Source organism: Blautia pseudococcoides (genome assembly GCF_001689125.2).
GTDB classification, from domain to species: domain Bacteria; phylum Bacillota; class Clostridia; order Lachnospirales; family Lachnospiraceae; genus Blautia; species Blautia pseudococcoides.
This window is the reverse complement of the sequence record NZ_CP015405.2, coordinates 3,759,888-3,773,854: the sequence shown is the minus strand read 5'-3', so window position 1 is coordinate 3,773,854 and position 13,967 is coordinate 3,759,888. Positions and strand designations below refer to the sequence as shown.

Here is a 13,967-nt window from a genome sequence, read left to right as displayed (position 1 = left end):
ATTGTTTTCAGCAGACTGTGAACTGATTCTTCTGAAATTCGATCAGTCCCTCATCCTTCATTTTATACAATTCCACAGTCATGGAGCTTCTGTCAACAGACAGATAGTCGGCGAGCTGCTGCCTGTTAAAGGGAATGGTAAAAGTTCTGGTGCCCTGAAGCCTTGTCTGCTGGGAAAAGTATTCCATCAGTTTGGCACGGATGGTGTGAGGCGCCAGGCAGTCTATTTTTCTGGAAAAATGGAGGTTTTTTTCTGCCAGCACACCAAGCAGATTTTGGATCAGTCTGGTATGAAAGCGGCAGGCTGAGGAACAGGTAGTCAGCACGCGTTTCAGATCCAGAAACAGGATTTCCGTATCAGCCGCGGCCAGAGCTGTGCCGTCAAAAGCGGCCTGAGGAACACAGGCATAAGTTTCCCCGAACAGGTCCCCCGGACCCAGCCGGGCGAGAAGGGATTCTTTTCCCCAATAGCTTTCCCTTACAATATGGACGTTGCCTTTCAATATAAGCCCAATCTGGGAAATCCGGTCTCCCCATCGGAAGATGGAGGCGTCCTTTTTATATTTTCGTATATTTCCTGACAGACAGTCCAGCATGGTGCCAAGTTCATCCTCAGTGATTCCCCGAAATAAAGGGGAGTGTTTTAAATCTTTTATGGGATATGCGCGCATAAATATTAGGATCCTTTCTTGTTTGTTGCATCTACAACAGAATTATTGTTTTTATTATAGTATATTATCCATGAAAAGACAAGAACAGAGGAGGAAATGCAATGGCAAGAAAACTGGTTCAGATAGATGAAAGTAAATGCAGCGGCTGCGGCCTGTGTGCCGGTGCCTGCCATGAGGGTGCCATAGGCATGGTGAACGGCAAGGCAAAGCTTTTGAAAAAAGAATTGTGTGACGGTATGGGAGACTGCCTTCCGGTATGTCCCACAGGGGCCATAGCTTTTGAGGAGAGTGGTTCCCGCCCTTGGCCGGTGCAGATAAAACTGGTATCTCCGGCAGCACGCTTTTTTCAAGAGGCAGACCTGCTGATCGCAGCGGACTGCACAGCATATGCCTATGGGGGATTTCATGGGGAGTTTATGAAAGACAGGGTGGTGCTTATCGGCTGTCCGAAGCTGGACAGTGTGGATTATTCTGAGAAACTGTCGGAGGTCCTGGGCATAAATGAGGTAAAAAGCGTGACGGTCCTGCGTATGGAGGTTCCGTGCTGCGGCGGCATAGAGCGTGCGGTGAAAGCAGCTCTTTCAAAATCCGGAAAAGAAATACCCCTTCAGGTGGTAACGGTATCTACCCAAGGGGATCTGCTGGAGAGATAGTGTCTCCATTTAATATAGGCTGTATCGTAAAAAAGGAGCATGGCACAATAGATGTGCCCCACAGAAAAGGAGAGGAAAACAAGGATGGAAGAAAAAATGTTTTGTTATCAATGCGAACAGACTGCAGGATGCAGCGGATGCAAAGGGAACAGAGGAGTGTGCGGGAAACAGGATACCACCGCAAAACTTCAGGATGAGCTGACAGGGGCTTTGATCGGACTTGCCCAAGCGGTGGGAGAGGATAAAGCGGAACCGGTGACAGACCGCCTCATGATGGAAGGCCTGTTTGCAACTTTGACAAATGTGAATTTTGATGATGAATCCCTGAAAAAGCAGATTGAGGCGGTGCATCAGGAGACTGCAAAGTATGTACCTGGATGTACGGCCTGTCAGGAACCCTGCGGACGGACTGCTGATTATCCCATGGAAAAACTTTGGCAGGACCAGGAAGATATCCGTTCCCTGAAATCGCTTCTGCTGTTTGGACTGAGAGGTACCGCGGCCTATGCTTACCATGCCATGGTCCTGGGATATACCCATGATGAGGTAAACGCATTTTTCTATAAAGGGATGGCAGCCATCGGCCAGGACAGAGCCATGGAGGATCTGCTTCCTCTGGTCATGGAAGAGGGGGCAGTGAATTTTAAATGTATGGAACTGCTGGATAAAGCCAACACAGAGACTTATGGGATTCCTGCGCCGGCCAAGGTGGAGATGAAAGTGGAAAAAGGGCCGTTCATTGTCATTTCAGGCCATGACCTGAGAGACTTGAAACTGCTTCTTGCACAGACAGAGGGGAAAGGCATCAATATTTATACACACGGGGAGATGCTGCCTGCACATGCTTATCCGGAACTTAGGAAATATGCACATCTGAAAGGAAACTTCGGCACTGCATGGCAGAACCAGCAAAAAGAGTTTGCCGGGCTTCCGGCTCCAATCCTTTTTACCACCAACTGCATTATGCCTCCCAAAGACAGTTACAGGGACAGGGTATTCACCACAGGTGTTGTCAGCTATCCGGGCATGACCCATGTGGGGGAAGACAGGGATTTCTCCGCGGTCATTGAGAAAGCAATAGAACTGAAAGGATATTCAGAGGACAGGACTTTTTCCGGCATCAATGGAGGAAGCACTCTGACAACGGGCTTTGGGCACAACACCATTTTGAGCGCTGCAGACCAGGTGGTTGAGGCTGTCAAAGCAGGCCAGATCAGCCACTTTTTCCTGGTAGGGGGATGTGACGGTGCCAGAACAGGGAGAAATTACTATACGGAATTTGTTCAGAAGGCGCCAAAGGATTCCATCATCCTCACGCTGGCCTGCGGAAAATACCGTTTCAATGACCTGGATCTGGGGGAGACCGGGGGCCTTCCCAGACTTATGGACATGGGTCAGTGTAATGACGCTTTTGGTGCCGTTAAGGTGGCGTCTGCTCTGGCAGAAGCCTTTCACTGTGGTGTCAATGAACTGCCGCTGACCCTGGTACTCTCCTGGTACGAGCAGAAAGCCGTAAGTATCCTGCTGACACTTCTGCATCTGGGGATAAAAAATATTTATCTCGGACCAACATTACCTGCCTTTGTATCCAAAAATGTGTTAAACTATCTGGTAGATAATTTCCAGATTTCACCTGTCAGCACACCGGATGAGGATTTGAAAAAAATCCTCGGATAGACATTTGGCTGGTTTGCGGACAGGGCTGACAGAACAGGAGGATATGTATGAGAAGAAAAGACAGGGAAATGTCACGGGAGTTTGCTTTGGAAGTATCAGACAAATGTGAGTGGGCTGTGCTGTCTATGACAGACCGGGAGGGGATGCCCTATGCGGTACCCATAACCATAGTCAGAGACGGGGATGCCATCTATTTTCACACGGCAAAGGCGGGCAGGAAACTAGATATTTTAAAGCAGAACCCAGAGGTCTGCCTGGTATGTGTGGGAGATACAAAACGGCTTGAGTATCAGTTTACCACAAAGTTTGAATCAGCCATTATCAGCGGACACGCAGAGGAAGTGACAGATGACCGGGAGAAGATCAAAGCCCTCAGGATTCTGTGTGAGCGCCACACCCCTGCAAATATGGGTGAATTTGAAGATGCGGTCAGAAAAAGTCTGGAAGTGACAGGTATCTGGAAAATCCGGATAAAAGAAGTCACGGGGAAAGCCAAAAAATAATATGGAATATAGGGAAAACACGTATGGACATAAAATCTGTGCGTGTTTTTTTCTGTCCGGAAAAAGGGGTGCGCAAGCAGTTTCGGGCCAGGCATGGAAATCCTGTAAGAGACGGTACGGAGGGACGCACTATAACTGTAAGTTATGGCAGATATGAAAAATGAAACCAAGGGGTTGTAATATTTATAATATAATGGTATATTTTATATAAATTTTATAATTACTTTATAAAGTCAATAGATTACTACTGAAACCTAATACAGCTTTTATGTGGAGAATAAAATGAATAGTGAGAACATACTGGATAAAATAGTCGATACATACAGGTCAAATTTTGATGTGGAGGAGCCGTATGAGTTTCATGGAGAGGTTTATGATGCCTATGCCGGATTCTGTATGACCAGTGCCAAATATGTACTGGTTAAACGGGCTGAGCTGTGGCGTGCCCACTGTTTTGAACACGCTTTTTTTCAATGCAGGGATGTGGTTCAGAATGGGGATATCCTGCGCTTTCAGAAGCAGCTCTTAGAGTATATGGAACCTGAGCTGGTCAGAGGCGGGGAGAAGGAGCCGGTTAAGGATCACATGTATACTTATCTGACAGGCGTGTTTATCTCTGAGAAGGCGGTCTCTGACGAGGCGGTAAGCTCACTGAAAAAACTGAGATTCAGAAAAAATTACCGGTTTGCCGTACGGGGATTTTCGGAGGAGCGTGTGGTACTTTTTGATGTGGAGAGCCACAGGGTATATGGCAATGCTGCGGCAAAGGATTTGGTAAAAGGATATAAAAAGATGTTTCCATCTTTTTAAATATCACCGTAACTGTATAGCACCTTTACAGTTACATATCATCTATAAAGAGGAGGAAAAGAGTTATGAGTGGAGTTGTGATTCTGGGTGTGGCAATTTTGATTTTCGTGATCGCCTATGTGACCTACGGTTCCTGGCTGGCAAAACAGTGGGGCGTAGATCCGAAACGTGAGACACCGGCACATACGGAGGAGGACGGCGTGGATTTTGTGCCTGCCAAAGCACCTGTACTGCTGGGACATCATTTTTCATCCATCGCGGGAGCGGGTCCTATCAACGGACCTATTCAGGCTGCTATTTTTGGATGGGTGCCTGTGCTTTTGTGGATCGTTATCGGAGGTATCTTTTTCGGTGCAGTCCAGGATTTTTCCGCATTGTTTGCATCCATCCGCCACAAGGGAAAATCTCTGGGTGAAGTTATTGAGGAGAATATTTCCCATAAATCAAAGGTATGTTTTACAGTGTTTGCCTGGCTGGTGCTGATTCTGGTTGTAGCGGCATTTGCGGATATTGTGGCGGGAACCTTTGCCGGATTCACGGCCAATGCAGACGGGGATATGGTTAAAAATGCTGCCAATGGTTCTGTAGCTATGGCATCCATGCTGTTCATTCCCCTGGCTGTGGGATTTGGTTTTCTCAACCGGAAAAACGTAAATCTGGGTATCACAACCGTTGCAGGTGTCCTTCTTCTGGCACTGTGCATCTTTGTGGGACTGAAATGCCCTATTTATTTTTCTAAGACAGCATGGCTTGTGGTTATCTTTATTTACATATTCATTGCCTCTGTAGCTCCTGTGTGGATCTTGCTGCAGCCCCGTGATTATCTGAATAGCTTTCTGCTGTATTTCATGATGATCGCCGCTGCCATTGGTATCTTCTTTACCAACCCTAATGTGCAGCTCAAAGCATTTACCGGATGGAATATCGGCGGACAGACCTTGTTCCCGTTTCTGTTCATCACAGTTGCCTGTGGTGCAGTGTCAGGATTCCACAGCCTGATCGGGTCAGGTACCACCTCAAAACAGCTCAACAGCGAGAAGGACGCCAAGCTCATAGGATATGGTTCCATGCTCATTGAGTGTGTGCTTGCAGTTATCGCTCTGATCGCTGTGGGATATCTGACTTCTGACGGTGCCTATGCGGAGATTGGTACACCACCGGTGGTTTTTGCTACGGCGATCAGTACCTTCTTTGCAAATTTGGGAATGGGGGATATGGCAGTTACAACCATGAAGACAATCATTCTTCTGGCTATTTCCGCATTCGCTCTCACATCTCTGGATACAGCCACACGTCTGGGACGTTTCCTGTTCCAGGAGCTGTTTGCGTTCAAAAAGGACGGAGGGAAGAATATCCTCAGCAACATGTATGTGGCAACCGTGATCACCATTGCCTGCGCAGCACTTTTGACAATTGCCGGATATCAAAAGATATGGGCCTTGTTCGGAGCCTGCAACCAGCTTGTATCTGTCCCAGCATTTTTGGCAGTTTCCTGCTGGCTGAAAAGGATTGGGAAAAACAACAAGATGTTCTACTTCCCTATGTTCTTCATGCTCGCAGCAACGCTCAGTACTCTGGTTCTCACATTTAAGAACAATGTGCTGAAGTTGGCGGGAGGAACCGGGCAGGCGCTCGTGGAGGGACTCCAGTGTGCGCTGATCGTTCCTATTGTAGTATTGGCTGTGATCATGGCGGTTGATGGGATTAAGACTTTATTCAGTAAAAATGTAAAGACGGCCTGACGGCTGATAAGAGAAGGACCAGAACCCTTAAAAGAGGTTTTGGTCCTTCTTCTTGGATAGAAATAAGGGCTGAACCCTTCTCTATTACTACTATAGTAATTCTCGCAGAAGCGCTTCGGCTTTAAAATGATCATTTTGTTTCCCCAGAATTTCATTCAGCAGTAATATGGCTTTTTCTTTTTCACCAAGTCCGGCTGCGCCCAATGCTCTTAAGTAGCAGCAGTATTGGGTATTCCTAAGCGGCAGGTCATCCTGGAAGACCTCGATCTCCGGCAGGGAGACGGCAAAGAAATCATAGGATACCTTATCAAAGAGATGCTTTTCCCCGTATGTGATAAGCTGATGGAAGGATTTTCTTGCCGCATTTTCCTCCCCCAGTTCCCGGTATGCAAGCCCCTGATAGTAGATATAATCAGATGGCTGGTCATTGTAATAGAGGACAGAGGAGGGTTCCTGGGAGCCTGAGGCAGCCAGGCGGAAATATTTTACGGATTCTTCTTCCTGTCCCATCAAACGGCAGGCTTTTCCCATGAAGTAGAAGGCTTCATTATCCGGTACGTTAGGCAGTTTTCCCTCTCCCAGATTTTCCGGATAGGTGAGAGAGGCTTCCAGGAGGGAAAAGGCATACTCCGGTTCATTCTCTTCCAGTCTTTCCTCCGCCAGACGTATCAGGGCAAAACGGTACTGGGCGCTTACCTTTCCTTCCCCGCCTTCCCACGGATGGAACTGCCGGGAAGTGAGGGCGGCAAGGGCATCCCTGTAACGTCCGGTACCATTCAGGAGAGTGATATATCGCAGGTATAAGTCGTCTCTCTGTGCCGTGATCTTTGGGTGGGATTCCATGGTTTCAAGGCGCTCTTTTACCGGAATACAAAGTTTTGCTGCCAATTGGTCGTATTCAAGCCACAGCCTTGGGTAAGTGCTGTCCAGGCGGCAGGCTTTTTCCATCATCTCCAGAGCCTTTTCAGGCAGATTTTTCTTATTATAGTAGGCAATGGCAAGATTGCGGCATGTCATGGCAAAATCCGGTTTTTCCGCTGCGGATATTTCCCAGTGGACAATGGCTTCCTCATACTGCTTTTTATCATACAGAAGGTTACCAAGATAGTAGTGTGCCATGGGGGCGGATTCCAGCAGGTTCACCGCATCCGTCAGAATGCCGTATTCCTGGGTCCGGTTAGGGAAACAGTAGTCAGAAGGTGCTGCCTCGGCCCTTTTTGCACAGGCAAGGGCAGCCTCCCGGTTGTCTGTCAGCAGATGGATGCTGGACCGGTAATAAAACAGCATGGGATATTCGGCCTCGCAGGCTTTCAGGATCCTCAGTGCATCTTCATACAGCCCCGCGTTTTTATACAGACAGGAAAGTTCCAGGTAATTCTGGGCTTCCCTGCGCATTATCTCTTTCCAGAACAGGAACATGCCGGAAGAGGCGGCTTTTTCATACAGACACCCCATATATAACGGGTCAATGGAAAGGCTTTCCTCCACCAGGATGGTGTTGTCCCTGCCGAGTTTTCTCATGAGAGCTGCTTTCAGGGTGCGGACTTTCATGCTGTGCCAGTTGCGCAGCAGAGCCTTTCCGGCAAATTCCAGGGCCTCCTCATATTTTCCCTTTCGGGCGGACAGGCAGGCAAGCCAGTAAAAGCCTGTACTCTGTGTCTCGGCGCTCCATGTGGATTTGTAGAAGGCATCGAATGCCGGTGCCTCCTGTCCGTCAGCTTCCAGAGCCAGCCCCAGATTAAAATAACATTCCCCGGTATAGGGGTTAGGATTTTTCCAGGTCTGTTTTTCCACGGCGGCCTGAAAGTGGCGGATGCTGTCTTTTATATGCCCTCTTCTAAAAAGCAGGAGGCCGTATCCATTGTTCAGTCGGATATCCGTGGCGTCCCGTCTGAGACCTTCCAGATAATAGGCAGCCGGTTCATAGGTGGCATGGCGGTACTGTTCCAGGTGGGAAGCCGCCAGGTAAAGTTCTTCCAGGGATCTCATATCCTGAGGAGCTTTCATAGGACTGGCAGGTTCAGGGATGGGTTTCAGCTTTTCTTCATAAACCGCATATGCAACCAGGACTCTGCCGCTGTGGGATACCGTCACCTTACAGTCCGGCATATGGACGGGTGCCGGAAATGAAACTTCATAGCATTTTTCAGGTGTCAGGTCCGCAGATGTCTCAAAGAGAGTCTGATCCTTTTCCATAACATGGATGGAGGCATGTTCATAAACTCCCGTGGTATAGACTTTTAAGGTGACGGTGCCGTCGGCGGCGGGGGTGCTGATGCTGACCATGGCCTCCTTTGTGGCGTTGCCAACTCTTCCCACACCTTTGTAAGGCATAAAATACTGGACAAAAGTCTTCTCTTCCTGGGGCTTCAGCCAGGTGAAATCCGGCTGGTTGTCTGTGAAAACCCCGGTCATCAGCTCTATGTAGGGACCGTCCCCGTCTGTCAGATTTCTGTCCCAGGTACGGCCAAAGTCCCCATTTCCCCAGGTCCACTGCTTTTTGCCGGGGGAAATGTGGTGGTCAGCCACGTGCAGCAGCCCGGCCTCCTCTTTCTCATCGTAGTTTCCGATAAAATCATAATCTGAGTGGGCAGCCATATAGGAGGTGGGAACCTTTACATTTTTATAACGGGAAATGTCCACACCTGCGGAATAGTCACATTTATAATATTCCCCTGTGGCAATGGGAAAGGTGGAGACAGCTCGTTTTCCATGGTCCATGACAGCGTTCACATCGGGTGGAAAAACGGAATAGGTATGGTCATTTACCGGGACAGCAGGGTTGGCCCACCACAGGAAAGTCTGGGGGAGGTCTGTATTGTTGTAGAGCTGTCCCTTGATCTCAATATAGGCCTTTTGGGGATACAGAGTAATGGATGCCATGCCTTTTGTACCATACATTTTATCAATCTCACTGACAAATACGGTGCAGGAGCCGTCCGGATTCTCCTTTGTGGTATATTCCACCGGGGAGTATGTGGAGGGGCGGTGGTGCTGAGGCCAGTTAAATTCGATCCCCCCTGAAATCCATGGCCCGGTAAGCCCTACCAGCGCAGGTTTGATCACATGGTTGTAATAGACAAAATCGTACCCATTGGTCTTGTCATAGGCTCTCTGGATACGTCCTCCCAGTTCGGGGAGTATCATCACCTTTAGATATTCATTTTCCAGGCAGACGGCATGGTAGGTTACGTCCTCTTTTGTGTCAGAGATTTTTTCCGTTACCGGAAGCGGATATACTTTTCCGGTGCTTCCCTGATAAGCCCGTTTTTCAATAAAAAGAGGGCTTTTTTCCGGGGGATAGACTTTGTAGGTGGGAATAACCCAGGGTTCTTCCCAGATTCTTACCGGCTTTGTTTGTGACATATGCTTAGCTCCTTTTATCGTAACGATCCAGCAGGTCTTCTTATTGACTGAACGGTTACCTTTTATTTTTTATGAGGCGGAGGTGTGTAAATCTGTCCGCCGTTCCATTTGTTCTGCAATTATTTTACTATTCTGTTCGCAGAATAGGAATATCATATTCTGGCTATTCATGGACAATATTACACTGGTGTGATACTATATTTTCATGAATATATTTGGACAGGAAATCGCAGAAGAAAGAAAAAGAGACGGATTTAAGGGGGAGCGCATGGTGGTGCTTCCCACAGAGGCTTTTCAGGATTATGTGGAGCATCCTCTTGTTCGGAGGCTGTTCCTGACAGATGTGGGTTTTTTCCCCTGTGCAACGCATCATTACAGAGAAAGAAGGGATGGAATTGAGGAATACATTTTTATTTACTGCACAGCGGGAAGCGGATTCGTATATGTAAATAACAGAAAGTATATGATCCATGAGAATGAGGCCTTCTGCATACCCAAATACTGCGGACACAGATACCATGCCTGCGAGGATGACCCCTGGAGTATTTTGTGGGTCCATTTTAAAGGGGAGGATGTGAAATATTTTCCGCTTGAAGAGTGTAAAACAGTGACATTTAATTCGGATAACGCCACCAACCGTATGATGTTTTTGTTTGAGCTGCTGTTCCGTGTGCTGGACGGAAACTATACCCTTGGGAATTTTATCTACATATCCCAAGTGCTCTCCCTGATCCTTGCTGAGACGTATAACAGGGAAAAGCACCACACCACGCTGGAGCAGAACCGCCATGTGACCAATGTGGTGCGTTATATGTACAAACATCTGCATGAGGAGCTGACCCTTCAGCAGATCGCAGAGGAATTTGAGTTGTCTAAAAGTTATCTGAATGTAATATTCCGGAAATATACCCAGCACGCGCCTATGGATTTTTATATCAGCCTTAAAATGAAGGAGGCCTGCAAACTGCTGCGTTCCACTAACCTCTATATTTATGAAGTGGCGCAGCAGCTTGGGTATCAGGACCAGTATTATTTTTCGAGAATTTTCAAAAAAGTAGTGGGAATATCCCCAAAGGAGTACAAAAACAGCGAATTTTTTCATTACAAGGATTAAGGACTATGTAAAAATACCGGATTTTGACTGCAGGAGCGCAGCGAAATCCGGTTTTTTGCTCTGTAAATGGAAAATAGTCCATCAAATAGCAGAATACAGCATTTTACCCTTGGGCATTACCGTATATACTATAACCAACATAAATCCTCCGGCGGCCAGAACAGGAAAGGATTGCAGTATATACAGTGCAGGCTATGGCACCTGTAGTGCGGCAAGTGCCCTGGAGTATACCTGAGGATGGAAGGATGGGATTTTATTTGGGATATACATATAACAAAAATTATCTGATAAAAGACGAAAATCCATGGTTTCCGGTAATGGGTGAGATCCATTACAGCCGCTTCCGGGAGGAGTTCTGGGAGGAATCCCTGCGGAAAATGAAAGCAGGCGGAATTACCGTAGCAGCTACATATGTTTTCTGGATACATCATGAGGAGGAGGAGGGGACCTTTGTCTTTGAGGGGTGCCGGAATCTGAAGAAGTTTGTGGAACTCTGCCGGAAAACCCATATGAAATTGTTTCTCCGTATTGGACCCTGGTGTCATGGTGAGGTGAGAAACGGTGGTTTTCCGGACTGGCTGATGCAGAAAGGATTCACGCTCAGGTGCGACGACGAGAGGTATCTCGCCTATGTAGAGCGGTTTTGGACGCAGATCTATGAGCAGGTCAGGGGACAGATGTACGAAGACGGCGGTCCCGTGATCGGTATACAGATTGAAAACGAGTATGGACATGTGGGAGGATTCTCCGGTGAAGCCGGGGAACAACACATGAGGACCCTGAAAGGGCTGGCTGAAAAAACAGGCTTCCGGGTGCCGCTTTATACGGCTACCGGGTGGGGCGGCGCCGTGACCGGCGGTATGCTGCCGGTAATGGCAGGCTACTGTGAAGCTCCCTGGGATCCACGGCTTACGGAGATAGAGGCAAATGAGAATTACGTTTTCAGCGGCAAAAGGAATGATGCCTTGGTAGCCAACGACCATCATGTGTGTTCTGAGCTGACATTTTCCCCCGAGGATTTTCCTTATCTGACGGCAGAGCTGGGCGGTGGTCTGCAGCCCACGGAACACAGAAGGCCTGTGCCCACGGGAACGGATATCGGAGCCATGTCTCTTGCAAAACTTGGCTCCGGTGTGGCTATGCTCGGTTATTATATGTATCATGGGGGGAGCAATCCTAAAGGAAAGTTTTCTACCCTGCAGGAGAGCAAAGAGAGTGGGTATCCCAACAATGTTCCTGTGGTAAATTATGATTTTTTTGCCCCGATCCGCCAATACGGACAGATATCGGAGTCATATAAAGAGATCAAACTGCTTGCCATGTTTCTGGCTGATTTTGGGGATGACATGGCGAAACTTCCGGAGGAGATAGCGCCTGCGGATATCAGCCCTGAGGATACCCATTCACTCAGGACTTCGTGGAGACATGATGACAAGCACGGATATGTATTTTTTAATAATTATCAGAGAAAAAGAACCATGGATGCCCACAGAGGGGTAAAGCTTACAGGAAGGTGCAGAGACACTGTGGAATTCCATGAAATGGACATACCTTCCGGAGCTTATGGGTTCTTCCCTTATCACATGAAACTGGGGGACAAGGAACTGGCCTCGGCAGCCGCAATACCTCTTTGCAGATTGGAAGGTTCGGAGACTTGTTATGTATTTTACGGTGACTATGAGCCGTTTTACTGCTGGAAGGGGGAAGACGCGGCATGGACGCTGCATCTTTCCAGGGCGGATGCTCTGAACGCATGGAAAATCACACTGGACAGAGACTATCTGATACTCTCCGATAATTATGTGTGGGAAGAGGACGGGGAGGTAAAGGTAACCGGGGCACTGCATACAAAGATAAAATGTTATCCTGACCTATCGTCCGGAATTCCCGGCTTTGCCAGATGCGGCAGGGACGGCATCTTCACTGTTTATGAGAGAAACCAGGAGAGCAGTAAGACCTCCGCAAAATTCCGTCTGATCTCTGAGGATGAAGAAAGCAGGACGTATGAAACAGAGATACAGTATGCGCAAGATATACTGGATTGTATCCTTACATTTGCATATGGAGGAGATAAGCTTGAAATATATCAGGAAGATGAGCTGCTCAATGATTATTACTATACCGGGGAGCCGGCAGAATTAAGCCTGCGGTATTTTGATTTTCCTGAAAAACTTTTGGTGAAAATTTACGCACTGCGTGAAGGCCATAAAAGGTTTCTGGAAAAATGGCCCGAAATGCGGAACGGCACAGCCTGTGAGCTAAGTGTCGTATCTGCAAGGGACGAGATAAGATAGATTTTAAAAAGAAAAGGCATAGGTGAAAGTTCTTAGATAGAGCGCACCGGGCTTTAGGATATGCATGGGAGCCAGGCCGCAGTTTGGAGTATCGGGGATATCCTGTGGCTCAAGGGCTATGGCACAGTGCGGGGATGAGAGGCATCCCCCATTGATTTTATAAGTATTTTCAATAAAGCCTCCCGAATAGACCACGATGGAAGGGGTATCCGTATAGAGCTTCAGGCTTCGTCCGGATGGAGGATCTTCCAGTACCAGGGATGGATCGGAAGGGTTGTGTCCTTTGTTTAACAAAAAGGCATGGTTCAATCCTCTGGCCCTCTGTATCTGCACATTCTGCGGGTATCTGTCCATGTTTTCCTGTATGGAGACAGGGGTGGAAAAATCAAAGGGGGTTCCGTCGGTATGGGATATTCCCACAGGTATATGTGTTTCGTCATTTTCCGCAAACGCGTTTCCCCGGACAGACAGCCTGTGAGTATGGACATTTTTGGTAAAATCCCCGGACAGATTAAAGTAAGCGTGGCTGGACAGATTGAGATAAGTCTCCCGGTCACTGGATGCACGGAAACTGACGGTCAGACGGTTGTCAGAGAACAGCCGGTAGGTGATATGAATACATCGGCTGCCGGGATAGCCGTCCAGACCATGGGGAAGCACAGCCTGAAAGGTAAGCGCTGCAGATTCCCTGTGGGTTTCCCTGCTGACCAAAACGGCGTTCTGAAAAGAAAGATTGTGAAAGCCGCCGTGGATGTGATTGGCACCATCGTTTTGGGATAATTGATAATGTCTGCCGTCAATGCCCAGGGTTCCGCATGAAATACGGCCCGCATTGGGGCCAAGGGCAGCACCGCAGTACAGAGGATTGTGCAGATAGGACGTAAGATCGTCAAAGGATAACAGAATGTTGACTCTTTTCCCTGTCCTTTTGTCAGGCACATAGATGCCGGTTAAAGCGCAGCCGTAGGAGAGGACATGGACGGACATGATGCCATTATCCATACAATATTCCTCCAGCTCCATCTGGTCTGCAGAGATAGTTTGAAGCAGTGAGATTTTCATAAAGGCCTCCTTTTTAGGCTTGCCCCGGTTAGGGGAAAGATAAATTGAGACCAATTATAACAGATAAAAACAGAAA

At 47.9% G+C, this 13,967-nt stretch carries 10 protein-coding genes; 7 read left to right on the top strand and 3 right to left on the bottom strand.

Annotation, left to right across the window (positions count from 1 at the left end):
• Positions 1-7 precede the first annotated feature (7 nt).
• Entirely contained in the window at positions 8-670 is a 663-nt protein-coding gene (locus tag A4V09_RS17775; protein ID WP_065543512.1) for a Crp/Fnr family transcriptional regulator, read from the bottom strand.
• Positions 671-771: 101 nt separating this feature from the next.
• On the opposite strand from A4V09_RS17775, the gene A4V09_RS17770 reads away from it, so the two are divergent.
• From A4V09_RS17770 to A4V09_RS17750, 5 genes are all read left to right on the top strand, one after another.
• Entirely contained in the window at positions 772-1,323 is a 552-nt protein-coding gene (locus A4V09_RS17770; protein ID WP_065543511.1) for an ATP-binding protein, read from the top strand.
• Between the two features lie 84 nt (positions 1,324-1,407).
• Entirely contained in the window at positions 1,408-3,000 is a 1,593-nt protein-coding gene (gene hcp, locus A4V09_RS17765) for a hydroxylamine reductase (RefSeq protein ID WP_171286889.1), read from the top strand.
• Positions 3,001-3,047: 47 nt separating this feature from the next.
• Positions 3,048-3,503 carry a pyridoxamine 5'-phosphate oxidase family protein gene (locus A4V09_RS17760; protein WP_065543510.1) on the top strand — a complete coding sequence of 152 codons (456 nt, stop codon included), beginning with the start codon at positions 3,048-3,050 and terminating at the stop codon, positions 3,501-3,503.
• Positions 3,504-3,785: 282 nt separating this feature from the next.
• Entirely contained in the window at positions 3,786-4,313 is a 528-nt protein-coding gene (locus A4V09_RS17755; RefSeq protein ID WP_065543509.1) for a DUF8052 family protein, read from the top strand.
• A gap of 65 nt (positions 4,314-4,378) precedes the next feature.
• On the top strand, positions 4,379-6,055 hold the full coding sequence (locus tag A4V09_RS17750; RefSeq protein WP_065543508.1) for a carbon starvation CstA family protein: 1,677 nt from the start codon (positions 4,379-4,381) through the stop codon (positions 6,053-6,055).
• Between the two features lie 90 nt (positions 6,056-6,145).
• Here the strand turns inward: A4V09_RS17750 and A4V09_RS17745 are convergent, their stop codons facing one another.
• On the bottom strand, positions 6,146-9,421 hold the full coding sequence (locus A4V09_RS17745; RefSeq protein ID WP_065543507.1) for a DUF5107 domain-containing protein: 3,276 nt from the start codon (positions 9,419-9,421) through the stop codon (positions 6,146-6,148).
• 205 nt (positions 9,422-9,626) lie between these two features.
• On the opposite strand from A4V09_RS17745, the gene A4V09_RS17740 reads away from it, so the two are divergent.
• A complete protein-coding gene (locus tag A4V09_RS17740; RefSeq protein ID WP_242963861.1) occupies positions 9,627-10,535 on the top strand; it encodes an AraC family transcriptional regulator in 909 nt (302 codons plus the stop codon).
• A gap of 245 nt (positions 10,536-10,780) precedes the next feature.
• Positions 10,781-12,829: a beta-galactosidase gene (locus tag A4V09_RS17735; RefSeq protein ID WP_065543506.1), complete on the top strand. Its 2,049-nt coding sequence runs from the start codon at positions 10,781-10,783 to the stop codon at positions 12,827-12,829.
• A 3-nt stretch (positions 12,830-12,832) separates the two neighbouring features.
• Here A4V09_RS17735 and A4V09_RS17730 read toward each other — a convergent pair whose 3' ends face one another.
• Positions 12,833-13,891, bottom strand: a complete 1,059-nt coding sequence (locus tag A4V09_RS17730; RefSeq protein WP_065543505.1) for an aldose epimerase family protein — start codon at positions 13,889-13,891, stop codon at positions 12,833-12,835.
• Between the last annotated feature and the right edge of the window lie 76 nt (positions 13,892-13,967).

Bases quoted from the DNA above. Each gene is read 5' to 3' on its own strand.
- A4V09_RS17740 (WP_242963861.1), top strand. From the start codon at position 9,627: ATGAATATATTTGGACAGGAAATCGCAGAAGAAAGAAAAAGAGACGGA.
- A4V09_RS17745 (WP_065543507.1), bottom strand. From the start codon at position 9,421: ATGTCACAAACAAAGCCGGTAAGAATCTGGGAAGAACCCTGGGTTATT.
- A4V09_RS17760 (WP_065543510.1), top strand. From the start codon at position 3,048: ATGAGAAGAAAAGACAGGGAAATGTCACGGGAGTTTGCTTTGGAAGTA.
- A4V09_RS17735 (WP_065543506.1), top strand. From the start codon at position 10,781: ATGGGATTTTATTTGGGATATACATATAACAAAAATTATCTGATAAAA.
- A4V09_RS17750 (WP_065543508.1), top strand. From the start codon at position 4,379: ATGAGTGGAGTTGTGATTCTGGGTGTGGCAATTTTGATTTTCGTGATC.
- hcp (WP_171286889.1), top strand. From the start codon at position 1,408: ATGGAAGAAAAAATGTTTTGTTATCAATGCGAACAGACTGCAGGATGC.
- A4V09_RS17730 (WP_065543505.1), bottom strand. From the start codon at position 13,891: ATGAAAATCTCACTGCTTCAAACTATCTCTGCAGACCAGATGGAGCTG.
- A4V09_RS17755 (WP_065543509.1), top strand. From the start codon at position 3,786: ATGAATAGTGAGAACATACTGGATAAAATAGTCGATACATACAGGTCA.
- A4V09_RS17775 (WP_065543512.1), bottom strand. From the start codon at position 670: ATGCGCGCATATCCCATAAAAGATTTAAAACACTCCCCTTTATTTCGG.
- A4V09_RS17770 (WP_065543511.1), top strand. From the start codon at position 772: ATGGCAAGAAAACTGGTTCAGATAGATGAAAGTAAATGCAGCGGCTGC.